Genomic DNA, 23,689 nt, shown 5'->3' on the forward strand with positions numbered 1-23,689 from the left:
TTACCTCGATAGCTGATTGAGTTCTTGAGAGGCAGGCGGCGTGCTGGTCAGCGGCAGGCGCAAGGTAAAGCAGGTGCCTTGGCCCAAAGTCGACTGCACTTCCATCTGGCCCTTGTGGTTATTGGTGATGATGAAATACGAGACCGAGAGGCCCAGGCCGGTGCCCTGGCCGATCTCCTTGGTGGTGAAAAACGGCTCGAAGGTGCGTTTGCGCACGTTCTCGCTCATGCCGATGCCGTTGTCCTCGACCTGTATTTCCGCCCAGGGCGGGTTAAGCCGGGTGCGCAGGATGATTCGCCCTGGCTCGCGATCATCCTCGCGCTGGTGAATGGCTTGGGCGGCGTTCTTCAATAGATTCAGCAGCACCTGCTCGAGTTCGTTGGCGGTGCCTGGAACCGGGCCCAGTGCGGGGTCGAACTGACGGATGATCGCCTGGCCCTTGAAATCGAAACCGATCGCCAGGTCGAAGTCGTTGCCGGCAATTTCCACGGCCTGGTCGATCAGCGCCGGCAGGTCGCACGGCGCCATCTGCCGGGTGCTGCGACGGCTGAAGCTGAGCATGTGGGTGACGATCTTCGCGGCCCGTGCCCCCGCTTGTTGGATACCGTCGAGCAATTGCGGTACTTCCCGGGCTTGCAAGTACTGGTTGACGGTGTCGAGCTCAATACCGACCTGCTCGGCCTGCTCGAGGTTCTTTGGCAGTTCGGTAGACAGGCGCCGGCGAATGTTCTGCACGTTATGCAGGATCGCCCCCAGCGGGTTGTTGATTTCGTGGGCCATGCCGGCGGCGAGGCCACCGACCGACAGCATTTTTTCCGATTGCACCATCATTTCTTCCAGCGACAGGCGCTGGGTGATGTCGTCGATACGGATCACCACACCACGTCCGGCGCCGCCCATCAGCGGGTAAAAAGTCAGGGCGTAATGCTTGGGTTCCTCGTCCTTGAACCAGGTCACGCGTTCGATCTTCGCCACCGTGTGTTGCTCGACGGTCTGTTTGATCTGCGGCAGGAACGGCTTGAGCGGTTCGAAGGCAAGGAAAATGGGCTGGTTCAGCGCCTCGTCCAGGCGGGTGCCGGAGAGCGCACTGGCTTCCTGGTTCCACTGGGTCACGTAGAGCTGTTCGTCGAGAGCAATCAGCGCCGAGGGCATGGAGTCGATGATGCTGTTGAGGTAGTTCTGGAAACCGGTGAGTTTCTTCTCGATCTTGCTGCGCACCTGGACTTCCAGTTCCAGCTTGCGGTTGGTGTGGCGGGTTTCCTCGGCCAGCCCCTGGGCCTGGTCATAGGCGGCCTGGGAGTCGTCCCGCGCGCGTTTCAGCTGCTGCTCCCGCGCTTCGATACGCGAGAGCATGGTGTTGAACGCCTCGGCGAGGCTGCCGATTTCGTCATGGTTGCCGCGCGAGGCGCGCAAGGAGTAGTTCTCTTCGCGGGTCACCTGGCGCGACAACTCTTCGAGCTGATGGATCGGCCGGGTGATCAGGCGCTTGATCTGCCGGGCGATCATCAGCCACAACAGCACGCTGAAGATCAGAATGCCGAGGCTGGCGGTCAGGGTCCCGGTGTAGAAAGCCACCGGCAATTCGCTGCTGGCCACCAGCAGCAAATGACCGGGTGCGGTGCCGGGGCGGGGCAGGGTGATCAGTTGGTTGCTGCGAAACTCGGTGGCTTGCCAGGCTTCGATGTGGCGATACCGCTCGGGCAACTTCAGTTTGTCGCCATGCTGCAATTGGGCCAGGCGTTCGCCCTTGCCGTCGTACAAGGCGGCGGCACGCAACGGTGAGTAACTGTTGAGTTCGTTGAGCAGGCGTTCGGCGCTTTGCGGCGATTGCAGGGCTTCGGAGACCAGGCTCGGGTTGGACACCAGCCGGCCGATGGTCTGCAAGGCCTGGGGTGCCATGCTCTCCTGGGAAATGTAGTACGCGGCACTGATGAAGGTCAGGTTGGCGACCAGCAGGACGGTGGTCAACAACACCAGCAGGGCGGCCAGCAGTTTCTGGCCGACCGGAAGGTTTTCAAGGCGCTGGCGCAATGGCATCAGTGTGATCGCTACACAAGGAACAAGTGGCCAGCGTAGCCGCTGCTCAGTCGCTGGGCAATCCGAGGCTGTGCAGATGGGCAATCAGCCGCTGCTGCAACTGGTTGAGGTGTGGCAGGTTCAGTTGATGCCGTGCAGCCACCTTGCAGGCATAGCCCAGCAGGTAGCTGATTTCAGTGCGGCGCTGATACGCGACGTCCTGGTACATCGAGGAAAAATTGGCGGCAGTGGCGTGGATGACCCGTTCGACCTCCTGCTGCAAATCCTCGGCGGCGGCCGGCTGGCCGCAACGTTGCAGCAATTCGGTCAGTTCGCCGCAGAGGGTGGCAACTTCGCAACGGTGATCCTGCAAGCCGCCGTTGCGGCAATCATGCAGGACCGTCAGCGGGTTGATCGCACAGTTGAGCGCCAGCTTGCGCCACAGCCGGGTCAGGATGTCGGCGCTCCAGGCGTGGGGGATGCCGGCGTCAACCAGATCCTCCAGCCAGATCGGCGCCACTGGATGCCCCGCGTCACCCAGCCAGGTGTAGCCATGGCCGGCAAACACCACGCGCCAGTCCCCATCGCGGAAGGCGCCCTCGGTGCTTGATGCACTGATGCAGCGCGCCTGAGGCACCCGCGCGGCCACCGCGTCCTGACTGCCGAGGCCGTTTTGCAGCAGGATCAACTCGGCGTCGGGGGCCAGTCGCGACGCGAGTTGGGCCACCGCCTGCTCAGCATCGTAGGCCTTGCAGGCCACCAGCAAGCGGTGGATTGGCGCTGCGCTTTTTGTGGTTTCACCGGGAATGTTGAAGGTTTGCGCTTGTCCATGTTCCACCAGCGTCAAGCCGCCCGCCGCCTGATAGGCCGTGAGCCTGGCTTCATCGCGCACGATCAACCTGACCGTTTTACCGGCCCGCGCCAGGCGCGTGGCCCACAAGGTGCCAAGGCTGCCGGCGCCCAGAACATGCCAGGGTGTAGACATCAGCTTTTCGCTCTGTTTGAGGCCAGCATCGCGGGCCCACAGTGAATGATCGGAAAGACCCGTTATAATCAGCGCGGATTTTAACCGCAAGCCATGCGCGCTCCTTCGTTATCGAGTGCGCCCTTTATTGGAGAAATTACATGCCGTCGTTCGACGTGGTATCCGAACTGGACAAACACGAAGTCACCAACGCCGTCGAGAACGCCGTCAAGGAACTCGATCGTCGCTATGACCTGAAGGGCAAAGGCAGCTTCGAGTTCAAGGAAAAGGACCTGACCGTCAACCTGACCGCTGAAGCCGATTTCCAGCTTGAAGCGATGATTGAGATCCTCAAGCTGGCACTGGTCAAGCGCAAAATCGACGTGCAGTGCCTGGAAGTCAAGGATGCCTACGCCTCGGGCAAGCTGATGAAGCAGGAAGCCGTGCTCAAGGAAGGCATCGACAAGGAGCTGGCGAAGAAGATCGTCGCCCACATCAAGGACGCCAAGCTCAAGGTGCAGGCCGCCATCCAGGGCGAGCAGGTGCGCGTGACCGGCAAGAAACGTGACGATTTGCAGGAAGCCATCGCGGCCCTGCGCGCCGCGACGTTCGACATGCCGCTGCAGTTCAACAACTTCCGCGATTGATGCCTTTATGTGTAGGAGCAAGCTCGCTCCTACAGGGAAAGTCGTGTGTAAACCCAAGGGGCATTTTTGCCCCTGATTTTTTTGTGTGCCGTATGGCCGCCAATCAGGAGAACCTAGATGGACTTGAACGCTGAAGTGGACAACCTGGTCAAGGCGTCCCAAGCCTGGATCCCGATGATCATGGAGTACGGCAGTCGTGTGTTACTGGCCGTCATCACCCTGGCCATCGGCTGGTGGCTGATCAATAAGGTCACGCACAAGCTCGGCGGCCTGCTGGCCTTGCGCAATGCCGACCTGGCGCTGCAAGGTTTCATCAGCAGTCTGGCGAACATCATCCTCAAGGTGCTGCTGATCGTCAGCGTGGCCTCGATGATCGGTGTGGAAACCACGTCCTTTGTTGCTGCGATCGGTGCTGCCGGTCTGGCCATTGGTCTGGCGTTGCAAGGCAGCCTGGCGAACTTCGCGGGTGGGGTATTGATTTTGCTGTTCCGCCCGTTTCGCATTGGTGACTGGATCGAAGCCCAGGGTGTGGCGGGTACGGTCGACAGCATTCAGATCTTCCACACGGTGCTGCGCACTGGTGACAACAAGACCATCATCGTTCCCAACGGCAATCTCTCCAACGGCATCATCACCAACACCAACCGTCAGCCTACCCGCAAGGTGGTGTTCGATGTGGGTGTGGATTATGAAGCTGACTTGCAGAAGGCCCGCCAGGTGTTACTGGACCTTGCCAAGGATGAGCGCATCCTGGCTGAGCCGGCACCACAGGCTGTCATTTCTACCTTGGGTGACAGTTCCATTACCGTTTCTTTGCGGGTTTGGGTAAAAACAGCGGATTATTGGGATGTGATGTTCATGTTTAATGAACAATCCCGCGATCGCCTGAAAGCGGCGGGCATTGATATTCCCTTTCCACAGCGAGTGATTCGCGTGGTGCAGGAATCTGCCGTGCAGTAAGTAACAAGCTTGTAACAAAAAAAGGCCCATCCGAAGATGGGCCTTTTTATTTGTTATCGCAAACTAACTGGATGCGATTACAACAGCGACAGCGGGTAGTCGACGATCAGACGGAACTCTTTGATGTCGCCTTCGCCTTGGTCAGCGTTAGCTTGGTGCCATGCTTGACGAATGCGGAAGGAGAGATCTTTAGCCGGGCCAGTCTGTACAACGTACTTGGCTTCGAAGTTGGTTTCGTTGTGTTTGCCGTCAGCGCCGTACAGTGGGTCACCGTTGGATTTACGGTAAACGCTGTTGTCAGCCAGACCGGTACCGTCGATGTCCCAGCCTTTTACGTAGCGGGTCATGAAGCTCAGACCAGGAACGCCGTACTCAGCCATTTTCAGGTCGTAGCGGATCTGGGCAGATTTCTCGTTAGGACCGTTGAAGTCAGAGTATTGGATGGAGTTGGCGAGGAAGATCGAGTCGCCACCACGGTTGTTTTTACCCACACCGACGTAGTCGAACGGCGTGTCGCCGTTGACCTTCTGGAAGGCCACGGTGAGGGTGTGTGCTTTCAGGAACGAGAAAGCAGCAGCCAGGGAGAACGTGGTGTTGCTGATGTCGCCAGCTTCTTTGTCGCCGGTATCAGTGGTGCGGTAGATGTTACCGTCCAGGTTCAACGACTGATCACCACCCATCGGGATGGTGTAGTTGGCGTTGGCGTAGTACTGGTTCCAGATGTCTTCCAGCTTGGCGCCGTACAGGGAAACGCTCAGCGCGTCGGTGATGCCGTATTTGCCGCCGAAGTAGTCGACGGTGTTGGCTTCAACGCCAGCGTAGTTGGCCCACAGGCCGCCATCGCGCGAGTTGCGGTCCTGGCTGGTCGACGAGTAGAAGTGACCGGCTTCGAGGTCAAGGTCTTTGACTTCACTGCTCTGCAGTTGGAAACCGCTGGCAGTTTGAGGAAGGATACGGGAACCGCCGACAGCGAACACTGGAGCAGTGCTTGGCTGCATGTCGCCGACTTTCAGCTCGGTTTTCGATACGCGGAATTTAACAGCGCCACCGGCCTTGCCTTGGCTGTCCTGAACGCCGTTGGCGCCAACTGGCATGTTGCCGGTACCGCCGGTACCGTCGCCACCGTCCAGTTTGATGGCCAGGTAACCGAACGCATCAACGCCGACGCCTACAGTACCTTGGGTGTAACCGGAGCTGAAGTTACCCCAGAAACCTTGGGTCCAGTCTTTCTGGTCGTTGCCGCCGTCTTTGTTGTTACGGTTGAAGTAGTAGTTGCGCAGCAGGATGTCTGCTTTTGCATCTTCAACAAAACCTTTGGCTTCTGCCTGGTCACTTACGAACGGTGCCGCTGTTGCCACTTGAGTACTGGCGGCTGCTGCAACTGCCAGTGCGATCATGCTCCACTTCATCACGCGCATCGTGATTTGCTCCTTTGGTTTTGAAGAGTACTGCCGTCCCACCTGTTTTTTTATCTGGGCGGCTCTTTCTTTTTGTGTCGGCGCAAACTTATATCACGCCGACCCTATTGGCGATACTTGCGCATCCAACCTTTCAGCTTCTTTACGACCCTGTCGCAAATGGCTGGGTAGATGTCGCAAATTTACAGCCCCAATGCAATAGGAATGGCAACTTCAGCGCTGTTTTCCAGAGCTTGAGCATCGGTTAAAAGAGTCCTTGGTGAAGCACTTGAATCTCCATCGGGCAACCCTGCCACTGTTTTTATTGCCTTCAGACGATCCACTTCCCGTGGCGGCTCCGAAGGCGATGTGGGTGTGAATGCAACAAGCGTGCACAAATTGCGGTTTCGCTGTTTTTTTTTCTGAACGCCTGCCTGATTTCTTAAAAACCTCATAAAACCGGGGGTTACACGCACCTTTTGAAGGGGCTTGACGCTTTGCCTGGCATCGTGTTGCGACTTGCGGTTTGGCGGCTCGACAACGAAAAACGTTACCGGTTCACCCCATCAGTGAGTAATTGGCGGATGCCCGACGCATTGAGCGTAGACACGATGTGCGGTTTTGGTGCAAAAATTTTTATTTGCTGTACTGAATTCATACAGTGAGATCTGTGCTGAAAAGTGCACAAGCCCCGGTTTACCAGGCATCTCGGCTTTTCCCATTTGGCCCGCGGTTCTGTAATGGTGCGAATGTGAGGGAAATGTTTCATGCCGGGGCGCTCGCTTCTTGATTCGTCGACCAGGCCGGGGCGGGGATGCGCTTCGTCGTGAAGCCAGCGACGTTCGCAGGTATGCTGCCGTCCTGTCGCTTGGCGCTGCGCCTATCGGGGGCGGGCGCTAAGCTGAAAATGATGAACATCCGGGAGTGCGCACAGTGTTCGCTTTAGATCCACGACTTCAACAAGACACCCTGCCGATTGGCGATTTCCCGCTCAGCCGCTTGCTGTTGTCCAATGATTCGAACTACCCCTGGTTCATCCTGGTGCCGCGTCGCGAGGATATCAGCGAGATATTTCAGCTCGATGTCGTCGATCAGCAGCAGCTGTGGCAGGAAACGACCACGCTGGCTGAATTGCTCAAGGATTCGTTCGATGCCGACAAGTTGAATGTCGCGGCCTTGGGTAACGTTGTCAGCCAATTGCACATGCATGTCATCGTGCGAAAGCATGGGGACGCAGCCTGGCCTGCTCCGGTGTGGGGCAAACATCCGGCCAAGCCGTATTCGGCAGAGCAGGTGGCGACGATCCGCGAGCGGCTGCGCCTGATCCTGACCGAAGACTTCACGTTTCTGGAGGGTTGAACCATGAACCTTGAAGAGCGCGTTACCGACCTGGAGACCCAGTTGGCCTTTCAGGACGACACTATCCAGGCCCTGAATGATGTGTTGACCGCGCAGCAGCGCGCAGTGGAGCGACTGCAACTGCAAATGGCTGCCTTGCTCAAGCGACAGGAAGAAATGGCTGGCCAGTTCAGTGTCTTCGAAGAAGACGCACCGCCGCCGCATTACTGACCCCAAGGGCTGGAAGACAGGCACAAAAAAACCGCGAACAGCCAAGCTGTTCGCGGTTTTTTTTGGCCGTGAATCAGCGTCGCGGCAGTGCAGCGATAACGTCTTCGGCTTGCAGGCCCTTGTCACGATTCATCACGGAGAACTCCACACGCTGGCCTTCGACCAGGACGCGATGGCCTTCGCCTCGAATGGCGCGGAAATGCACGAAGATGTCATCGCCGGAGTCGCGGGAAATAAAACCGAAACCCTTGGAGGTGTTGAACCACTTGACGGTGCCGGTATCGCGGTTGCTCATGTCGTAGCTTGGCGCGGCGGTAGCGGGTGAAGATTTATGGAAGCTGACGGCCAGGTGCAGTACGACGGCAATCAGGGCAGCCACCAGGCTGAACAGAACGGCCGGTTGACCGGCGATGACCGGCATTGGCGCGAACAGTGTCAGGGTTTGCAGGACGACAGCCAGTACCAGGAGGGCACTGACCAGGTTCTGCAGTTGGTGGCGTGGGCCTTTGTTCCAGTTGGGAATCACTGGAGCCAGGATGAGGTTGAGCAGGCCGAAAAAGGCCAGGTACAACGCATCGGGTTGTTGCAGGTAAGGAACGGCTTCGGATCGCAGGCTTGGAATGAAGGACAGCAGCAAGGCCGCTGCGCCCATTAGGAGGTGGACGATTTTCAACATTTTGATTAACTCACGTTCAGGCGGATCACAAGGAAGAGCTGATAGGGCACGGTTCGCTTCGGAACAATGAGAGGCGTTGGACACGCACCGGGCATCAGCCTATGCGCAGCGCCCGGAAAAGAAGGCGTTGACAACACATCGTCTATTTAACAGCAAAGCTCACAGCTACTCAAATCAGGGTGTCCAGCGGTGTTTCGAGTCGATTTGTCACAGGCGTCACAGCAATCCGGGCTGCGATTGCGTAGCAGGCTTGCTAGAGTGGTCGTTCACCTGTTGGATGAATTCATCACCGTTAGGGGAATAGCATGGCAATCGATATCGGTATCAGTGAAGAGGATCGCAAGTCCATCGTCGACGGACTTTCGCGCCTGTTGTCGGACACTTACGTCCTTTATTTGAAAACCCATAATTTCCACTGGAATGTCACCGGCCCGATGTTTCGGACCCTGCACCTGATGTTCGAGGAGCAATATAACGAGTTGGCCCTGGCGGTGGACTCGATTGCCGAACGCATTCGTGCGCTGGGTTTCCCGGCTCCGGGCGCCTATTCCATTTATGCGCGCCTTTCTTCGATCAAGGAGGAACCGGGTGTACCCAGTGCCGAGGACATGATCAAGCAATTGGTCGAGGGGCAGGAAGCGGTCACACGTACGGCGCGGGGGATTTTCCCCCTGCTGGACAAGGTCAGCGACGAACCGACGGCCGACCTGCTGACCCAGCGCATGCAGGTTCACGAGAAAACTGCATGGATGTTGCGCGCGCTGCTGAGTTGACAGGGCTGCAGTGCGCGATTGACCTGGATCAAGGGGCTTGCGCACTGTGCTTTTTGCGCCGGGGTCGAGGGATTTCGCGCTCTGCACTGTAGGAAAGCAGTCAGACTAGGACCGTCTCCATCGTCCGCCTCGCGTTGTTGGCTTATCCTACGTTGATGGTCATAAAGTCATCTGGATATAACTTTGCGCCTGCGTTTTTATAAGCCTTGCAACATGGCTTTGATAGAAACCAGGAATGGCAAAGGAGTGTCAGCGGTATGGTTTATGACGGTAGATTGAACGAGGGGAGGTTGGGTCCATTAAAGGATGTAAGGATCGACCCCTTTGTCAGTGAATTCGATATGGGGTTGGCCCAGCCATTGTCCCGTTCGGTTCGTTTGAATGGCTTTGCCACCTGTTTGCGGCTTGAGCAGGTTTACTGGGACATTCTGGGGGAGATGGCAAAGATCAACTGTTGTTCGGTCAGCGCCCTCTTGTCCCATGTCGATCGCGAGGTGCACTTGCGGCACGGCGGCGTGAAGAATTTCAGCGGATTGGTGCGGGTCGTCTGCGTCGTGCACAGTCGCAATGAAGAGCGCGGCGGCGTCCTGGCGTAGGTCTTGACGGCGAAATGCATCGAGTGTCGGTCTGTGCAGTCTTACGGCTGCACAGGCCGCATTTAATGGATATAATCCCGCTCTTTGCCGCAAAACCCAGCGTGTGCGGTAGCATTCTGATCGCCGAGACAACCCCATGCCGATGTACGACTACCAATGTGCTTCCTGTGGTCATCAGTTGGAAGCCATTCAAAAGATCAGCGCAGCACCGCTGGTCGACTGCCCTGCCTGTCAGGCGCCAGAGCTCAAGAAGATGCTGTCCATGCCGGGTTTCCGCCTCAGCGGTGCCGGTTGGTACGAAACCGATTTCAAGACCGGTGCCAAGAAGAATCTGGCCGGTGGCGATAAAGCCGACTAAGGTCTGCAACCCGATTGAACGACACGCGCGAGCCCTTGCAGTGCGCAAGGCCTGCAACCGAATTTCGAATTACGAGAAGTGAAACCACGACCATGATGCGCAGCCATTATTGCGGCCAACTGAACGAAAGCCTGGACGGCCAGGAAATTACCCTTTGCGGCTGGGTTCACCGTCGCCGTGACCACGGTGGGGTGATTTTCCTCGATATCCGTGATCGTGACGGTCTGGCCCAGGTGGTTTTCGACCCGGATCGCGCCGAGACCTTCGCCGTTGCCGACCGTGTGCGCAGCGAATACGTGGTCAAGGTCACCGGCAAGGTGCGTCTGCGTCCGGCCGGTGCCACCAACGCCAACATGGCGTCGGGCATGATCGAAGTGCTGGGTTACGAGCTGGAAGTGCTCAACGAAGCGGAAACCCCACCGTTCCCGCTCAACGAGTTCTCCGATGTGGGTGAAGAAACCCGCCTGCGCTATCGCTTCCTCGACCTGCGTCGCCCGGAAATGGCCGAGAAGCTGCGTCTGCGTTCGCGCATGACCACCAGCATCCGTCGCTATCTGGACGAAAACGGCTTCCTCGACGTCGAGACGCCGATCCTGACCCGCGCCACCCCGGAAGGCGCACGCGACTACCTGGTGCCGAGCCGCACCCACGCTGGTTCGTTCTTCGCCCTGCCGCAATCGCCGCAACTGTTCAAGCAACTGCTGATGGTGGCCGGCTTCGACCGTTACTACCAGATCGCCAAGTGCTTCCGCGACGAAGACCTGCGTGCCGACCGTCAGCCTGAGTTCACTCAGATCGACATCGAGACCAGCTTCCTCGACGAAAAAGACATCATGGGCCTGACCGAAGGCATGATCCGCAACCTGTTCAAGGAAGTCCTGGATCTGGAATTCGGCGAGTTCCCGCACATGACCTTCGAAGAGGCCATGCGTCGCTACGGCTCGGACAAGCCGGACCTGCGTAACCCGCTGGAGCTGGTGGACGTGGCCGATCAGCTCAAGGAAGTTGAGTTCAAGGTGTTCAGCGGCCCGGCCAACGACCCTAAATGCCGCGTGACCGCGCTGCGCGTACCAGGCGCTGCGAGCATGCCGCGCAAGCAGATCGACGACTACACCAAGTTCGTCGGCATCTACGGTGCCAAGGGCTTGGCGTACATCAAGGTCAACGAGCGCGCCAAGGGCGTCGAAGGTCTGCAATCGCCGATCGTCAAGAACATCCCTGAGGCTAACCTCAATGTGATCCTCGATCGCGTTGGCGCGGTTGACGGCGACATCGTGTTCTTCGGCGCAGACAAGTTCAAGATCGTCAGCGAAGCCCTGGGCGCGCTGCGCATCAAGCTGGGTCACGACCTGAACCTGCTGACCTGCGAGTGGGCGCCGATGTGGGTCGTCGACTTCCCGATGTTCGAAGAGAACGACGACGGCAGCTTCAGCGCCTTGCACCACCCGTTCACTGCACCCAAGTGCAGCCCGGCAGAGCTGGAAGCCAACCCGGCCACCGCACTGTCGCGTGCCTACGACATGGTCCTGAACGGCACCGAGCTGGGTGGCGGTTCGATCCGTATCCACCGCAAGGAAATGCAACAGGCGGTGTTCCGTCTGCTGGGCATCAACGAAGCGGAACAGGAAGAGAAGTTCGGCTTCCTGCTCGATGCCCTGAAATACGGCGCACCACCGCACGGTGGCCTGGCTTTCGGTCTGGACCGTCTGGTCATGCTGATGACTGGCGCCCAGTCGATCCGTGAAGTGATCGCCTTCCCGAAAACCCAGAGTGCTGCCGACGTGATGACGCAGGCGCCGGGTGTGGTGGATGCCAAGGCGTTGCGCGAATTGCACATTCGTCTGCGCGAAACGCCAAAGGCCGAGTAAGACTGGCCGCAAGGGCGCATCTTCGGATGCGCCCTTTGTTTATGGATAGATCGAAATTTTTATTTGCCGGCCGGCGCCCCAGGGTGTGGCGGGCAATGATTCAAAGAGAATTCGGAGCGAGTTATGGCGGGTCATTCCAAGTGGGCGAACATCAAGCACCGCAAAGAACGTCAGGATGCCAAGAAGGGCAAGATTTTCACCAAGTGGATTCGTGAACTGACCGTCGCTGCCCGCCAGGGTGGTGGTGATCCGGGGTCCAACCCGCGTCTGCGCCTGGCCCTGGACAAGGCGCTGGGGGCGAACATGAGTCGCGACATCATCGATCGCGCCGTTGCTCGCGGTGCCGGTGCGGCTGATACCGACGACATGGTCGAACTGACCTACGAAGGTTACGGCCCCGGTGGTGTGGCAGTGATGGTCGAGTGCATGACCGACAACCGCAACCGTACTGCAGCGGCCGTGCGCCATGCCTTCAGCAAATGCGGTGGCAACCTCGGCACCGATGGTTCCGTGGCCTACCTGTTCGAGCGCAAGGGGCAGATTTCCTTCGCCGCCGGTGTCGACGAAGACGCACTGATGGAAGCGGCGATGGACGCCGATGCTGATGACGTGGTGACCAACGAAGACGGTTCCATCGATGTGTTCACTTCGTTCGCCGGTTTCTATGCCGTGCGTAACGCCCTGGAAGCCGCCGGTTTCAAGGGTGACGACGCGGAAATCGTCATGCTGCCGACCACCAGTGCCGAGCTGGACCTGGAGGGCGCCGAGAAAGTCCTCAAGCTGATCGACATGCTTGAAGACCTCGATGATGTGCAGAACGTCTACTCCAACGCGGACATCCCGGAAGACGTGGCTGCGCAGCTCAGTTAAGGTTGCCCGCCAGTCCCCTGTGGGAGCGGGCTTGCTCGCGATTGCGGTGTGTCAGTTGTCGATGATCAGACTGACCCACCGCCTTCGCGAGCAAGCCCGCTCCCACATTTGTTTTGTGTTGTACTTGGGTATTGTTGATTCACTGACTTCAAAGGCGTTATGACTCTAATACTAGGCATCGACCCCGGCTCGCGCATCACCGGCTACGGCGTAGTCCGCGACACCGGGCGTGGCTGCGAATACGTGGCCTCGGGCTGCATCCGCACCGGAGCGGGTGAGCTGCATGAGCGCCTGCAGATCGTCTATCGCGGCGTGCGGGAGATCATCCAGACCTACCACCCGGTGACCATGGGCATCGAAAAGGTGTTCATGGCGCGCAACGCCGATTCCGCACTGAAGCTGGGGCAGGCCCGAGGGGCGGCCATCGTGGCGGGGGCTGAAGAAAGCCTGGAAATCGCCGAGTACTCCGCGACCCAGGTCAAGCAGGCGGTGGTGGGCACGGGTGCGGCCAACAAGGAGCAGGTGCAGATGATGGTCATGCACATGTTGAAGTTGACCAGTAAACCGCAAATCGATGCCTCGGACGCCCTGGCCATTGCCATTTGCCATGCCCACACCCGATCCAGTCTGTTGCCCCATGGTCTGGGTGCGGCACGCAGTCGTGGCGGACGCCTGCGTCTCTGATAGCATCAGCAGTCCATTTTCTGGAATGAGGGTTTTACGCCTGTGTCGTCGGCGCGAAGCCCTCACTCCATCGGTCGCCAGAACCACCCTGGCCAACGCTCAAGGATCTGTAACGTGATTGGACGCTTGCGCGGCACCCTGGCTGAGAAACAGCCGCCGCACCTGATTCTGGATGTAAACGGTCTGGGCTATGAGCTGGAAGTCCCCATGACCACGCTGTATCGCCTGCCGTCGGTCGGTGAGCCCCTGACGCTGCACACTCATCTGGTCGTGCGTGAAGATGCACAGTTACTCTATGGGTTCGCCAGCAAGCGCGAGCGAGACTTTTTTCGGGAGTTGATCCGTCTTAATGGTGTCGGTCCCAAACTGGCGCTCGCCCTGATGTCGAGCCTGGAAGTCGATGAGCTGGTACGTTGCGTGCAATCCCAGGACACGTCGGCGCTGACCAAGGTGCCAGGGGTGGGCAAGAAGACCGCCGAGCGACTGCTGGTGGAACTCAAGGACCGCTTCAAGGCCTGGGAAACCGTGCCGGCGATGTTTGCCCTGGTTCCCAACCAGCCGGGCGGGCCGGACGTTGCGCCGGTCGCCAGCGCCGAAACCGACGCGGTGAGCGCGCTGATTTCCCTGGGCTACAAGCCGCAGGAAGCCAGCAAGGCCGTTTCCGCGATCAAGGAGAAAGGCTTGAGCAGTGAAGACATGATTCGTCGCGCCCTGAAGGGAATGATCTAAGTGATTGAAGCTGATCGACTGATAACCGCCACACCTGGTCCACGCGAGCGCGAGGAGGTCCAGGACCGGGCGATTCGTCCCGTCAGCCTGGCGGAGTACATTGGCCAGCCGACGGTTCGCGAGCAAATGGAGTTGTTCATCCAGGCCGCGCGCGGGCGCAGCGAATCCCTGGACCATACGCTGATCTTCGGCCCGCCCGGGCTGGGCAAGACGACCCTGGCCAACATCATCGCCCAGGAAATGGGCGTGTCGATCAAGAGCACCTCGGGACCGGTCCTGGAGCGTCCAGGTGATCTCGCTGCGTTGTTGACCAACCTCGAACCTCACGACGTGCTGTTCATCGATGAGATCCATCGGTTGTCGCCGATCGTCGAGGAAGTGTTGTACCCGGCCATGGAAGATTTCCAGCTCGATATCATGATCGGTGAAGGCCCGGCCGCCCGCTCGATCAAGCTCGATCTGCCGCCGTTCACGCTGGTGGGAGCAACGACACGCGCCGGCATGCTGACCAACCCGCTGCGTGACCGCTTCGGTATCGTTCAGCGCCTGGAGTTCTACAGCGCCGCGGACCTTGCGACCATCGTCGGCCGTTCGGCGAACATCCTCGGCTTGCCGCTGGATCCGGATGGCGCTTTTGAAATTGCCCGTCGAGCCCGTGGTACGCCGCGGATCGCCAACCGCTTGCTGCGCCGGGTGCGCGATTTTGCCGAGGTACGCGGCAAGGGGCACATTACCAAGCCGATTGCCGACCTTGCGCTGAACCTGCTGGATGTTGACGAGCGTGGCTTCGATCACCAGGACCGTCGTCTGCTCCTGACCATGATCGAGAAATTCGATGGCGGACCGGTTGGGGTCGACAGCCTGGCGGCAGCGATCAGTGAAGAGCGCCACACCATCGAAGACGTGCTGGAGCCCTACCTGATTCAACAGGGTTACATCATGCGCACCCCGAGGGGACGGGTCGTGACTCGGCATGCCTACCTGCATTTTGGCTTAAACATTCCGTCACGATTGGGAGAGAAGCCCGTAGTAGACGAGTTTCTTGACGACGCTGATGATTAATTAACGTTTGCGTGCTGATTTTTCGGGCATTGTGCTGTCCTAGGACCGTACTTTCTCAGGCAAAGCCGCAGAACCATGAAAAACAGTTGCCAAGCCAATTGGCAACCCGAGGAGTAAGCACTAGAGTATGCGCGCGCAAAACGGGCTTGGGCCGTTCGCACATCGTTGTCGCGTTTATTACGAGGACACCGATGCCGGCGGCATCGTGTATTACGTCAATTACCTCAAGTTTATGGAACGGGCTCGAACCGAGCGGCTGCGGGAACTGGGCTTTGCCCAATCCCAGCTGGCAGGGGAGGACCTGTTGTTCGTCGTGCATTCCAGCGAAGCGCGCTACCACGCGCCGGCGCGACTGGACGACGAACTGCTGGTAAGCGCTGAAGTAATCGAATTGAACCGTGCCAGCCTGCGTTTCAAGCAGCAGGTCAGGCGGGCAACGGATGATGTGCTGCTCTGCGAAGGGCAGTTCCTGGTGGCCTGTGTGCGCACCAACAGTTTGAAACCCCGGGCCATTCCCGAAACTCTACGTGCGGCCTTTGCCGACGTGAGCGGCGCGGGTACACACTCAACGCAGGAGATAAAGCGTGGAAGCTAACGTCGTCGACCATTCCTCCATGTGGAGCCTGGTCAGCAATGCCAGTATCGTGGTGCAACTGGTAATGCTGACCCTGGTAGCCGCATCGGTGACCTCATGGATCATGATTTTTCAGCGCAGCAACCTGCTGCGCGCCGGTCGACGTGCGCTGGAGGGCTTCGAGGAGCGCTTCTGGTCGGGTATCGACCTGTCCAAACTCTACCGCCAGGCGGGCAGTAACCCTGACCCGGATTCGGGCGTCGAGCAGATTTTCCGTGCCGGTTTCAAGGAGTTCTCCCGTCTGCGCCAGCAGCCCGGCGTTGACCCTGAAGCCGTGATGGAAGGTGTGGCCCGTGCCATGCGCGTTGCAATCTCCCGTGAAGAAGAAAAGCTCGAGCAGAGCCTCCCGTTCCTGGCCACCGTCGGTTCGGTCAGCCCTTACATCGGTCTGTTCGGTACGGTGTGGGGGATCATGAACTCCTTCCGTGGCTTGGCCACTGCCCAGCAAGCAACCCTGGCCACCGTAGCCCCGGGTATTGCCGAGGCCCTGATCGCCACCGCGATCGGTCTGTTCGCCGCCATCCCGGCCGTTATCGCCTACAACCGTTTCGCCGCTCGCAGTGAAACGCTGATTGGCCGCTACTACACCTTCGCCGATGAATTCCAGGCGATCCTGCACCGCAAAGTGCACACCAGCGAAGACTAAGCAGGTAATTTCCAATGGCTTTAATCGCTCGAGCCCGCAATAAGCGCAAGCCGGTTGCCGAGATGAACGTGGTGCCTTACATCGACGTGATGCTGGTACTGCTGGTCATCTTCATGGTGACCGCGCCAATGCTCAATCAGGGCGTGAAAGTTGATCTGCCCAAGGTTTCCAGCGAAGCCTTGCCGCAGGACAACAACACTCAGGTCCTGACCATTTCGATCAAGGCTGACAAGACCTACTACTGGAACCTTGGCAGCGAAGTCGACACCGAAAAGCAGCAGGATCGCGCCATGACCCTGCCGCAGATGACGGATGCGGTGACCAAGATCATTCGTGCCGGCAACGAGGGCGGCAAGCACACCCAGGTATTCATTCGTGGCGACAAGACCGTCGATTACGGTGCCGTCATGGGGGCCATGGGTGGGTTGCAGAAAGCCGGGGTCGGTAACGTTGGTCTGATTACCGAGGCGCCCTGATGCAGCAACAGCGAGAGCCAACAGCCTCGGAAAGCTACTTCTGGCCCAGTGTCTGGGCGATCTGCTTGCACGTGCTGGTGTTCGGCATGCTGTTCGTCAGTTTCGCCTTTACGCCTGAGTTGCCGCCGGCCAAGCCCATTGTCCAGGCCACCCTGTACCAGCTGAAATCGAAAAGTCAGGCCACCACCCAGACCAATCAGAAGATTGCGGGTGAAGCGAAGAAGTCGGCTGCGCGCCAGACCGAAGTCGAGCAGATGGAACAGAAGAAGGTCGAGCAGGAAGCGATAAAGGCTGCGGAACAAAAGAAAGAAGAAGCGGCTCAAAAGGCCGAGGAAGCCAAGAAGGCCGACGAGTCGAAGAAAGCCGAAGAGGCGAAAAAGGCTGATGAAGCCAAGAAAGCCGATGAAGCGAAGAAGACCGCCGAAGCCAAGAAGGCAGAAGAGAAACAATTGGCTGATATAGCCAAGAAGAAAGCCGAAGAAGAAGCCAAGAAGGCTGCTGAAGAAGAGGCCAAGAAAGCGGCCGCTGAAGAAGCGAAGAAAAAGATCGTCGAAGACGCGAAAAAGAAAGCCGCTGAAGACGCCAAGAAAAAAGCTGAAGCTGAAGAGGCGAAGAAAAAAGTCGCCGACGAAGCGAAGAAGAAAGCTGCTGCCGATGCTGCGAAGAAGAAATCGCAGGACGCGGCACGTAAATCCGCCGAGGATAAAAAGGCTCAGGCCCTGGCTGATTTGCTTTCCGACACGCCGCAGCGTCAGCAGGCCCTGGCGGACGAGCAGGGTGACGAAGTCGCCGGCAGCTTCGATGACCTGATTCGCGCTCGTGCAGCGGAGGGCTGGGCTCGCCCACCTTCAGCACGCAAGGGCATGACGGTGGTGTTGCAGATCGGCATGTTGCCGGACGGTACGGTGACCTCGGTCAGCGTGGCCAAATCCAGTGGTGACGGTCCGTTTGACGCATCGGCTGTGGCAGCGGTGAAGAATATTGGACGTTTGACAGAAATGCAGGGAATGAAGCCGAGCGATTTCGCTCCGTATCGTTCCTTCAAGATGACATTTACACCTGAGGATCTAGCCTTGTGAGAAACCTTCTTCGAGGAATGCTGATCGCAATCTGCTGCATGGCAGGTCTGGCGATGGCGGATGAGAAAAATATTCTGGTCACCAGCGGCAGTGATCGGGCAACACCGATTGCCGTCGTGCCTTTTGGTAACCAGGGCGGTAGCGTGCTGCCGGACGACATGGCTGAAATCATCGGTAACGACCTGCGTAACTCGGGTTACTACTCGCCGATTCCGAAGCAAAACATGATCAGCCAGCCAAGTCAGGCCAGCGAAATCATCTACCGCGACTTCAAGGCGCTGGGTGCCCAGTACATCATGGTCGGCAGCATCGCGCCGGCCGGTGGTCGCCTGCAGGTCCAGTACGCGCTGTTCAACGTCGCCACCGAGCAGCAAGTGCTGACCGGCAGCGTGTCGGGTGGTGTTGATCAACTGCGTGACATGGCGCACTACATTGCCGACCAGTCGTTCGAAAAACTCACCGGTATCAAAGGTGCGTTCTCGACTCGCCTGCTGTACGTGACGGCAGAACGTTTCTCCGAGAAGAACACCCGCTACACGCTGCAACGCTCGGACTACGACGGTGCCCGTGCCGTGACCCTGCTGCAATCGCGCGAGCCGATCCTGTCGCCGCGTTTCGCGCCTGATGGCAAGCGTATCGCCTATGTGTCGTTCGAGCAGAAGCGTCCACGTATCTTCATGCAGAACATCGACACCGGTCGCCGTGAGCAACTGACCAATTTCGAGGGCCTGAACGGTGCACCCGCCTGGTCGCCGGATGGCAATCGCCTGGCATTCGTGCTGTCGAAGGACGGTAACCCGGACATTTACGTAATGAACCTGGGTTCGCGTCAGATCACTCGTGTGACCAATGGTCCTGGCATCAATACCGAACCGTTCTGGGGCAAGGATGGTTCGACCATCTACTTCACCTCGGACCGTGGCGGCAAGCCACAGATCTACAAAACCAGCGTCGGTGGCGGCGGGGCGGAGCGTGTGACCTTCGTGGGTAACTACAACGCCAACCCTAAACTGTCGGCTGATGAAAAGACGCTGGTGATGATTCACCGCCAGGACGGTTTCACCAATTTCAAGGTGGCAGCCCAGGATTTGCAGCGAGGAAGTGTAAAAATCCTCACTGATAGCACTCTGGACGAGTCGCCTACTGTTGCGCCCAACGGCACCATGGTAATCTACGCCACCCGCCAGCAGGGCCGGGGAGTCTTGATGCTCGTGTCCATTAATGGACGCGTAAGGCTCCCGCTTCCTACCGCACAAGGCGAAGTCAGAGAACCTTCCTGGTCCCCTTACCTGAACTGACGCGGCGCTTTACGTTTTACTTAACACACTGGGGTTCATTAGGAGTTTCACGATGGAAATGCTGAAGTTTGGTAAATTTGCTGCGCTGGCTCTGGCCATGGCTGTAGCTGTAGGTTGCTCGTCCAAAGGCGGCGACAACGCCGGTGAAGGCGCTGTTGATCCAAACGCTGGTTACGGCGCTAACACTGGTGCTGTTGACGGCTCCCTGAGCGAAGAAGCTGCTCTGCGCGCAATCACCACCTTCTACTTCGAATACGACAGCTCGGACCTGAAGCCAGAAGCCATGCGCTCCCTGGACGTTCACGCCAAAGACCTGAAAGCAAACGGCGCTCGCGTTGTTCTGGAAGGCAACACCGACGAACGTGGTACTCGTGAGTACAACATGGCACTGGGCGAGCGTCGTGCGAAAGCCGTTCAGCGCTACCTGGTACTGCAAGGTGTTTCCCCAGCTCAGCTGGAACTGGTTTCCTACGGCGAAGAGCGTCCAGTTGCTACCGGCAACGACGAGCAGTCCTGGGCTCAAAACCGTCGCGTCGAACTGCGTAAGTAATTCGATATGCGAACGTGCCGTCGTGCTGTAACTGTATTGGCTCTCAGCCTCGCTCCGCTTGCGGTGTGGGCTGCGGTTCCTGTGGTCGATAATGACTCCGGCTATAACAATAGCGGGAGTAGTACTCCGCCAGCCGGTTACGGTACGAACGGCGCCTATGCCGGGGGAGGGGCTGCGGCTCCTGCCTCGGCACAGGGCATGCTGTTCAACCAGCTGCAACAAATGCAGGATCAGATTTCGCGTCAGCAAGGCGTGATTGAAGAACTGCAAAATCAGGTTTCGCGCATGAAGCAGGAATCCCTGGAGCGATACCAGGATCTTGATCGGCGCATAGGGAACGGCGTTGCACCAGCCGCGACTCCCGAGAATTCTCCAGCCGGTGGCGACTTGAACGCCCCCGGTGCAGCCGCCGGCGCAGGTGCGGGAGCGGCTGCCGCTCAAGCCCCGGCAGCAGGCAGCGAACCCGCTGATCCGGCCAAGGAAAAACTGTATTACGATGCAGCCTTCGACCTGATCAAAGCCAAGGATTTCGACAAGGCCAGCCAGGCTTTCAGCGCTTTCCTGCGCAAGTACCCCAACAGCCAGTACGCCGGCAATGCCCAGTACTGGTTGGGCGAAGTGAACCTGGCCAAAGGTGATCTGCAAGGTGCGGGTCAGGCTTTCGCCAAGGTTTCCCAGCTTTATCCCAAGCACAATAAAGTGCCTGACTCGCTGTACAAGCTGGCTGACGTAGAACGCCGCCTGGGTCATCCCGACAAGGTCAAAGGCATTTTGCAACAGGTTGTGTCTCAATACCCGGGCACTTCCGCCGCTCAGTTGGCCCAACGTGATTTGCAGCGCATGTAACGCGGCTTGAGCCGATTGGAAGAAACCCGCGCTAGTCGCGGGTTTTTTCGTTAGAATTCACGCCCTTTTTATGAAACACGCTTTTTGGGATCTGCGCGTTGGCGGGGTTCCTTGAAGTGCCTGACGGAGGCGGACAGCCTGTTTAGCTGTTACGCCCGTGGCGACTATGCAAGACACATTGAGAATCACCGAAGTTTTCTACTCGTTGCAGGGGGAAACGCGGACTGCCGGGCTGCCCACTGTTTTCGTGCGCCTGACCGGTTGCCCTTTGCGTTGCCAGTACTGCGACAGCGCCTACGCGTTTTCCGGCGGAACCGTGCGCACCCTCGACGACATCCTCGAACAGGTCGCCGGCTTTCGCCCGCGCTACGTGTGTGTCACGGGTGGTGAGCCTTTGGCCCAACCGAACGCCATCCCATTGCTCAAGCAGTTGTGCGACGCCGGTTACGAGGTGTCACTGGAAACCAGTGGCGCACTGGACATCTCGGCGGTCGATCCTCGTGTCAGTCGCGTGGTCGACCTCAAGACCCCGGATTCGAAGGAAGCACACCGCAATCGCTACGAGAATATCGAACTGCTTACACCCAACGACCAGGTGAAGTTTGTCATTTGCTCGCGGGAAGACTATGACTGGGCAGTGTCCAAGCTGATCCAGTACGGTCTGGAGCGGCGCGCTGGCGAGGTGCTGTTTTCGCCAAGTCACCATGACCTGAATGCGCGGGACCTGGCTGATTGGGTGGTTGCGGACAACCTGCCGGTCCGTTTGCAATTGCAGCTGCATAAATATCTTTGGAATGACGAGCCGGGGCGCTGAGATGACTGAACAAACCAATACTGCGGAAAAACGTGCGGTCATCCTGCTGTCCGGTGGACTCGACTCGGCAACGGTCGTGGCCATGGCCCGGGCACAGGGCTACGCGTGCTACACCATGAGCTTCGACTACGGCCAGCGCTCCCACGCGGAACTGCACGCCGCCGAGCGCGTCGCTCGCGACCTGGGCGTGATCGAGCACAAGGTCATCGGTTTGAACCTGAACGGCATGGGCGGCTCGGCGTTGACCGACACCAGCATCGACATCCCGGAAGAGGCAGGTGAGGGCATTCCCGTTACCTACGTGCCTGCGCGCAACACGGTGTTTCTGTCCCTCGCCCTGGGCTGGGCCGAGGTGCTCGGGGCCCGTGACATCTTCATTGGCGTGAACGCCGTGGATTACTCCGGCTATCCGGACTGCCGCCCGGAGTTCGTCGAGTCTTTCGAGCGCATGGCCAACCTGGCGACCAAGGCCGGTGTCGAAGGCAATGGTTTCCGCATCCAGGCGCCGTTGCAGAACATGAGCAAGGCACAAATCATCGAGACGGGTGTGACGCTCGGCGTTGACTACGGCTTGACCGTTTCCTGCTATCAAGCCGATAACAGTGGGCGTGCGTGCGGTAAGTGCGACAGCTGCCGACTGCGTGCAGAAGGCTTCGCAGCGGCCGGAATCAGCGATCCAACACCCTATTTTTAAGTTTTTTTAAATAAGGTGTTGAATAACCTATAAAAATCAGTATTATACGCGCCACCACACAGCGGGTCGTTAGCTCAGTTGGTAGAGCAGTTGGCTTTTAACCAATTGGTCGTAGGTTCGAATCCCACACGACCCACCATTTTTAGCAGTTTTAAAAGTCTGGAAGGCCCACGAAAGTGAGGATTTCCGGATTTTTTTTTGCCTGCGATTCAGGGACTTGACCCTCCGGGACTGCGCCGCATGACGCAGATCAGAAGGGCCTTTTGCATCGACCGGATATTCTGTAGCCTTGCCCAGCTTCACCGTGCCTGATGCATACCCACTTTCCCGGCGGTGCCCTTTAGGGTCCGGAGCCGGGTGTATACTCGACTTTCGCGCGAATGCGCCTGCAGGTCTTGCGAATATGACGCAGATTTCCGAACGCCTTCTGGTTCAAGCCCACCTCGATGCCAAGCAGCCCAAGCCGCTGAGCACCGAAGAAGAGGCCTACTACCGTGCCGCCATCGCTGCCGAGCTCAAGGCTCAGGACGCTGTACTGGTGGCCCATTTCTATTGTGATCCGATCATTCAGGCCTTGGCTGAAGAAACCGGCGGCTGTGTTTCCGACTCGCTGGAGATGGCGCGCTTCGGCAATGCCCATCCGGCCAAGACCGTCGTGGTCGCCGGGGTGAAGTTCATGGGCGAAACGGCCAAGATCCTCAACCCCGAGAAGCGCGTGCTGATGCCGACTCTGGAGGCCACCTGCTCGCTGGACCTGGGTTGCCCGGTGGATGAGTTCTCGGCGTTCTGTGATCAGCACCCGGAACGCACCGTGGTCGTTTATGCCAACACCTCAGCGGCCGTCAAGGCGAGGGCGGATTGGGTCGTGACGTCCAGCTGTGCGCTGGAGATCGTCGAAAGCCTGATGGATAACGGCGAAACGATCATCTGGGGGCCGGACAAGCATCTGGGCACCTACATCCAACGCAAGACCGGTGCGGACATGTTGTTGTGGGACGGTGCCTGTATCGTTCATGAGGAGTTCAAGTCCAAGCAACTTGAAGACATGAAGGCGTTGTATCCGGACGCAGCCATTCTGGTGCACCCCGAATCACCGACTTCCGTGATCGAGCTGGCGGACGCCGTGGGCTCGACCAGTCAACTGATCGCAGCGGCGCAAACCCTGCCGAACAAGACGCTGATCGTCGCCACGGATCGCGGCATTTTCTACAAGATGCAGCAGCTGTGCCCGGACAAGGTGTTTATCGAGGCACCAACGGCGGGTAACGGCGCCGCGTGCCGCAGTTGCGCGCATTGCCCGTGGATGGCAATGAACACCCTGGAACGCACGCTCAAGTGCCTGAAGGAAGGCACCAACGAGATCTTTGTCGACCCGGCGCTGATTCCCCAGGCGATTCGTCCGCTCAAGCGCATGCTCGACTTCACCCAGGCCGCCCGGATGAAGCTGGCGGGTAACGCCTGACACCGCCTCGCGAGCAAGGGA

General features: G+C 58.6%; 26 protein-coding genes and 1 tRNA gene. 23 read left to right on the top strand and 4 right to left on the bottom strand.

The features are described 5' to 3' along the window. On the bottom strand, positions 1–2,037 hold the full coding sequence (locus AB4O36_RS02830) for a sensor histidine kinase (RefSeq protein ID WP_460121514.1): 2,037 nt from the start codon (positions 2,035–2,037) through the stop codon (positions 1–3). A gap of 46 nt (positions 2,038–2,083) precedes the next feature. Then, on the bottom strand, positions 2,084–3,001 hold the full coding sequence (locus AB4O36_RS02835) for a putative 2-dehydropantoate 2-reductase (protein WP_460141018.1): 918 nt from the start codon (positions 2,999–3,001) through the stop codon (positions 2,084–2,086). Positions 3,002–3,141: 140 nt separating this feature from the next. On the opposite strand from AB4O36_RS02835, the gene AB4O36_RS02840 reads away from it, so the two are divergent. Together AB4O36_RS02840 and AB4O36_RS02845 are read left to right on the top strand one after the other, a co-directional pair. Beyond that, a complete protein-coding gene (locus tag AB4O36_RS02840) occupies positions 3,142–3,627 on the top strand; it encodes a YajQ family cyclic di-GMP-binding protein (protein ID WP_368554943.1) in 486 nt (161 codons plus the stop codon). Positions 3,628–3,744: 117 nt separating this feature from the next. Then, positions 3,745–4,587: a mechanosensitive ion channel family protein gene (locus AB4O36_RS02845; RefSeq protein WP_460121518.1), complete on the top strand. Its 843-nt coding sequence runs from the start codon at positions 3,745–3,747 to the stop codon at positions 4,585–4,587. Positions 4,588–4,664: 77 nt separating this feature from the next. Here AB4O36_RS02845 and AB4O36_RS02850 read toward each other — a convergent pair whose 3' ends face one another. After that, complete coding sequence (locus AB4O36_RS02850; RefSeq protein WP_460121520.1) at positions 4,665–6,005, bottom strand: OprD family porin; 1,341 nt, start codon at positions 6,003–6,005, stop codon at positions 4,665–4,667. A gap of 912 nt (positions 6,006–6,917) precedes the next feature. Here AB4O36_RS02850 and AB4O36_RS02855 point away from each other — a divergent pair. Both AB4O36_RS02855 and AB4O36_RS02860 read left to right on the top strand, forming a co-directional pair. Continuing rightward, complete coding sequence (locus tag AB4O36_RS02855; RefSeq protein WP_460121522.1) at positions 6,918–7,343, top strand: HIT domain-containing protein; 426 nt, start codon at positions 6,918–6,920, stop codon at positions 7,341–7,343. Positions 7,344–7,346: 3 nt separating this feature from the next. Beyond that, the gene (locus tag AB4O36_RS02860; RefSeq protein WP_460121524.1) at positions 7,347–7,553 is read left to right on the top strand and encodes a SlyX family protein; all 207 of its coding nucleotides are present in this window, start codon (positions 7,347–7,349) and stop codon (positions 7,551–7,553) included. A gap of 73 nt (positions 7,554–7,626) precedes the next feature. On the opposite strand, the gene AB4O36_RS02865 is transcribed toward AB4O36_RS02860, so the two are convergent. Continuing rightward, positions 7,627–8,229, bottom strand: a complete 603-nt coding sequence (locus AB4O36_RS02865) for a cold-shock protein (protein ID WP_460141019.1) — start codon at positions 8,227–8,229, stop codon at positions 7,627–7,629. A gap of 305 nt (positions 8,230–8,534) precedes the next feature. Here AB4O36_RS02865 and AB4O36_RS02870 point away from each other — a divergent pair, with 305 nt between their 5' ends. The 19 genes from AB4O36_RS02870 to nadA all read left to right on the top strand — a co-directional run bounded on the left by AB4O36_RS02870 (position 8,535) and on the right by nadA (position 23,668). Continuing rightward, entirely contained in the window at positions 8,535–9,002 is a 468-nt protein-coding gene (locus AB4O36_RS02870) for a Dps family protein (RefSeq protein ID WP_460121528.1), read from the top strand. 257 nt (positions 9,003–9,259) lie between these two features. Then, the gene (locus tag AB4O36_RS02875; RefSeq protein ID WP_192305551.1) at positions 9,260–9,598 is read left to right on the top strand and encodes a ribbon-helix-helix domain-containing protein; all 339 of its coding nucleotides are present in this window, start codon (positions 9,260–9,262) and stop codon (positions 9,596–9,598) included. 136 nt (positions 9,599–9,734) lie between these two features. After that, the gene (locus tag AB4O36_RS02880; RefSeq protein ID WP_460121530.1) at positions 9,735–9,956 is read left to right on the top strand and encodes an FmdB family zinc ribbon protein; all 222 of its coding nucleotides are present in this window, start codon (positions 9,735–9,737) and stop codon (positions 9,954–9,956) included. A gap of 92 nt (positions 9,957–10,048) precedes the next feature. Further along, on the top strand, positions 10,049–11,824 hold the full coding sequence (gene aspS / locus AB4O36_RS02885; RefSeq protein ID WP_460121532.1) for an aspartate--tRNA ligase: 1,776 nt from the start codon (positions 10,049–10,051) through the stop codon (positions 11,822–11,824). A gap of 123 nt (positions 11,825–11,947) precedes the next feature. Then, positions 11,948–12,694 (top strand): YebC/PmpR family DNA-binding transcriptional regulator, encoded by a 747-nt coding sequence (locus AB4O36_RS02890; protein ID WP_460141020.1) that lies wholly within the window; start codon positions 11,948–11,950, stop codon positions 12,692–12,694. Positions 12,695–12,853: 159 nt separating this feature from the next. Beyond that, entirely contained in the window at positions 12,854–13,378 is a 525-nt protein-coding gene (gene ruvC, locus AB4O36_RS02895) for a crossover junction endodeoxyribonuclease RuvC (RefSeq protein ID WP_192305557.1), read from the top strand. A gap of 114 nt (positions 13,379–13,492) precedes the next feature. Beyond that, positions 13,493–14,107, top strand: coding sequence for a Holliday junction branch migration protein RuvA (gene ruvA, locus AB4O36_RS02900; RefSeq protein ID WP_192305559.1), 615 nt, complete (start codon positions 13,493–13,495; stop codon positions 14,105–14,107). Continuing rightward, a complete protein-coding gene (gene ruvB, locus AB4O36_RS02905) occupies positions 14,108–15,169 on the top strand; it encodes a Holliday junction branch migration DNA helicase RuvB (protein WP_460141021.1) in 1,062 nt (353 codons plus the stop codon). It abuts the gene before it with no gap. A gap of 127 nt (positions 15,170–15,296) precedes the next feature. Continuing rightward, a complete protein-coding gene (gene ybgC, locus AB4O36_RS02910) occupies positions 15,297–15,764 on the top strand; it encodes a tol-pal system-associated acyl-CoA thioesterase (protein ID WP_460121538.1) in 468 nt (155 codons plus the stop codon). After that, positions 15,754–16,449, top strand: a complete 696-nt coding sequence (tolQ, locus tag AB4O36_RS02915; RefSeq protein WP_460121540.1) for a protein TolQ — start codon at positions 15,754–15,756, stop codon at positions 16,447–16,449. Before ybgC ends, tolQ begins: the two co-directional genes overlap by 11 nt. Before the next feature lie 23 nt (positions 16,450–16,472). Continuing rightward, positions 16,473–16,925 carry a protein TolR gene (gene tolR / locus AB4O36_RS02920; RefSeq protein ID WP_192306394.1) on the top strand — a complete coding sequence of 151 codons (453 nt, stop codon included), beginning with the start codon at positions 16,473–16,475 and terminating at the stop codon, positions 16,923–16,925. Continuing rightward, positions 16,925–18,004 carry a cell envelope integrity protein TolA gene (tolA, locus tag AB4O36_RS02925; RefSeq protein WP_460121542.1) on the top strand — a complete coding sequence of 360 codons (1,080 nt, stop codon included), beginning with the start codon at positions 16,925–16,927 and terminating at the stop codon, positions 18,002–18,004. Before tolR ends, tolA begins: the two co-directional genes overlap by 1 nt. A gap of 17 nt (positions 18,005–18,021) precedes the next feature. Continuing rightward, positions 18,022–19,302 (top strand): Tol-Pal system beta propeller repeat protein TolB, encoded by a 1,281-nt coding sequence (gene tolB, locus AB4O36_RS02930; protein WP_460126565.1) that lies wholly within the window; start codon positions 18,022–18,024, stop codon positions 19,300–19,302. A gap of 52 nt (positions 19,303–19,354) precedes the next feature. Further along, entirely contained in the window at positions 19,355–19,852 is a 498-nt protein-coding gene (gene pal / locus AB4O36_RS02935; RefSeq protein ID WP_150772357.1) for a peptidoglycan-associated lipoprotein Pal, read from the top strand. A gap of 6 nt (positions 19,853–19,858) precedes the next feature. Continuing rightward, positions 19,859–20,698 carry a tol-pal system protein YbgF gene (gene ybgF / locus AB4O36_RS02940; RefSeq protein ID WP_460141023.1) on the top strand — a complete coding sequence of 280 codons (840 nt, stop codon included), beginning with the start codon at positions 19,859–19,861 and terminating at the stop codon, positions 20,696–20,698. A gap of 166 nt (positions 20,699–20,864) precedes the next feature. Continuing rightward, positions 20,865–21,512 carry a 7-carboxy-7-deazaguanine synthase QueE gene (gene queE, locus AB4O36_RS02945; RefSeq protein WP_192305571.1) on the top strand — a complete coding sequence of 216 codons (648 nt, stop codon included), beginning with the start codon at positions 20,865–20,867 and terminating at the stop codon, positions 21,510–21,512. A 1-nt stretch (position 21,513) separates the two neighbouring features. After that, on the top strand, positions 21,514–22,206 hold the full coding sequence (gene queC, locus AB4O36_RS02950) for a 7-cyano-7-deazaguanine synthase QueC (RefSeq protein WP_460141024.1): 693 nt from the start codon (positions 21,514–21,516) through the stop codon (positions 22,204–22,206). Positions 22,207–22,269: 63 nt separating this feature from the next. Then, a tRNA-Lys gene (locus AB4O36_RS02955) sits at positions 22,270–22,345 on the top strand. 264 nt (positions 22,346–22,609) lie between these two features. Beyond that, positions 22,610–23,668, top strand: coding sequence for a quinolinate synthase NadA (nadA, locus tag AB4O36_RS02960; protein WP_460121549.1), 1,059 nt, complete (start codon positions 22,610–22,612; stop codon positions 23,666–23,668). Positions 23,669–23,689: the final 21 nt, after the last annotated feature.

Source organism: Pseudomonas sp. S2_E01 (assembly GCF_054668365.1).

Coding starts and splice junctions, on each gene's coding strand:
- AB4O36_RS02835 (WP_460141018.1), bottom strand. CDS start 3,001: ATGTCTACACCCTGGCATGTTCTGGGCGCCGGCAGCCTTGGCACCTTG.
- pal (WP_150772357.1), top strand. CDS start 19,355: ATGGAAATGCTGAAGTTTGGTAAATTTGCTGCGCTGGCTCTGGCCATG.
- AB4O36_RS02870 (WP_460121528.1), top strand. CDS start 8,535: ATGGCAATCGATATCGGTATCAGTGAAGAGGATCGCAAGTCCATCGTC.
- ybgF (WP_460141023.1), top strand. CDS start 19,859: ATGCGAACGTGCCGTCGTGCTGTAACTGTATTGGCTCTCAGCCTCGCT.
- AB4O36_RS02840 (WP_368554943.1), top strand. CDS start 3,142: ATGCCGTCGTTCGACGTGGTATCCGAACTGGACAAACACGAAGTCACC.
- AB4O36_RS02875 (WP_192305551.1), top strand. CDS start 9,260: ATGGTTTATGACGGTAGATTGAACGAGGGGAGGTTGGGTCCATTAAAG.
- AB4O36_RS02880 (WP_460121530.1), top strand. CDS start 9,735: ATGCCGATGTACGACTACCAATGTGCTTCCTGTGGTCATCAGTTGGAA.
- tolA (WP_460121542.1), top strand. CDS start 16,925: ATGCAGCAACAGCGAGAGCCAACAGCCTCGGAAAGCTACTTCTGGCCC.
- ruvC (WP_192305557.1), top strand. CDS start 12,854: ATGACTCTAATACTAGGCATCGACCCCGGCTCGCGCATCACCGGCTAC.
- AB4O36_RS02890 (WP_460141020.1), top strand. CDS start 11,948: ATGGCGGGTCATTCCAAGTGGGCGAACATCAAGCACCGCAAAGAACGT.
- AB4O36_RS02865 (WP_460141019.1), bottom strand. CDS start 8,229: ATGTTGAAAATCGTCCACCTCCTAATGGGCGCAGCGGCCTTGCTGCTG.
- tolB (WP_460126565.1), top strand. CDS start 18,022: ATGCTGATCGCAATCTGCTGCATGGCAGGTCTGGCGATGGCGGATGAG.
- queE (WP_192305571.1), top strand. CDS start 20,865: ATGCAAGACACATTGAGAATCACCGAAGTTTTCTACTCGTTGCAGGGG.
- AB4O36_RS02860 (WP_460121524.1), top strand. CDS start 7,347: ATGAACCTTGAAGAGCGCGTTACCGACCTGGAGACCCAGTTGGCCTTT.
- queC (WP_460141024.1), top strand. CDS start 21,514: ATGACTGAACAAACCAATACTGCGGAAAAACGTGCGGTCATCCTGCTG.
- AB4O36_RS02830 (WP_460121514.1), bottom strand. CDS start 2,037: ATGCCATTGCGCCAGCGCCTTGAAAACCTTCCGGTCGGCCAGAAACTG.
- nadA (WP_460121549.1), top strand. CDS start 22,610: ATGACGCAGATTTCCGAACGCCTTCTGGTTCAAGCCCACCTCGATGCC.
- aspS (WP_460121532.1), top strand. CDS start 10,049: ATGATGCGCAGCCATTATTGCGGCCAACTGAACGAAAGCCTGGACGGC.
- AB4O36_RS02850 (WP_460121520.1), bottom strand. CDS start 6,005: ATGCGCGTGATGAAGTGGAGCATGATCGCACTGGCAGTTGCAGCAGCC.
- AB4O36_RS02845 (WP_460121518.1), top strand. CDS start 3,745: ATGGACTTGAACGCTGAAGTGGACAACCTGGTCAAGGCGTCCCAAGCC.
- ybgC (WP_460121538.1), top strand. CDS start 15,297: ATGCGCGCGCAAAACGGGCTTGGGCCGTTCGCACATCGTTGTCGCGTT.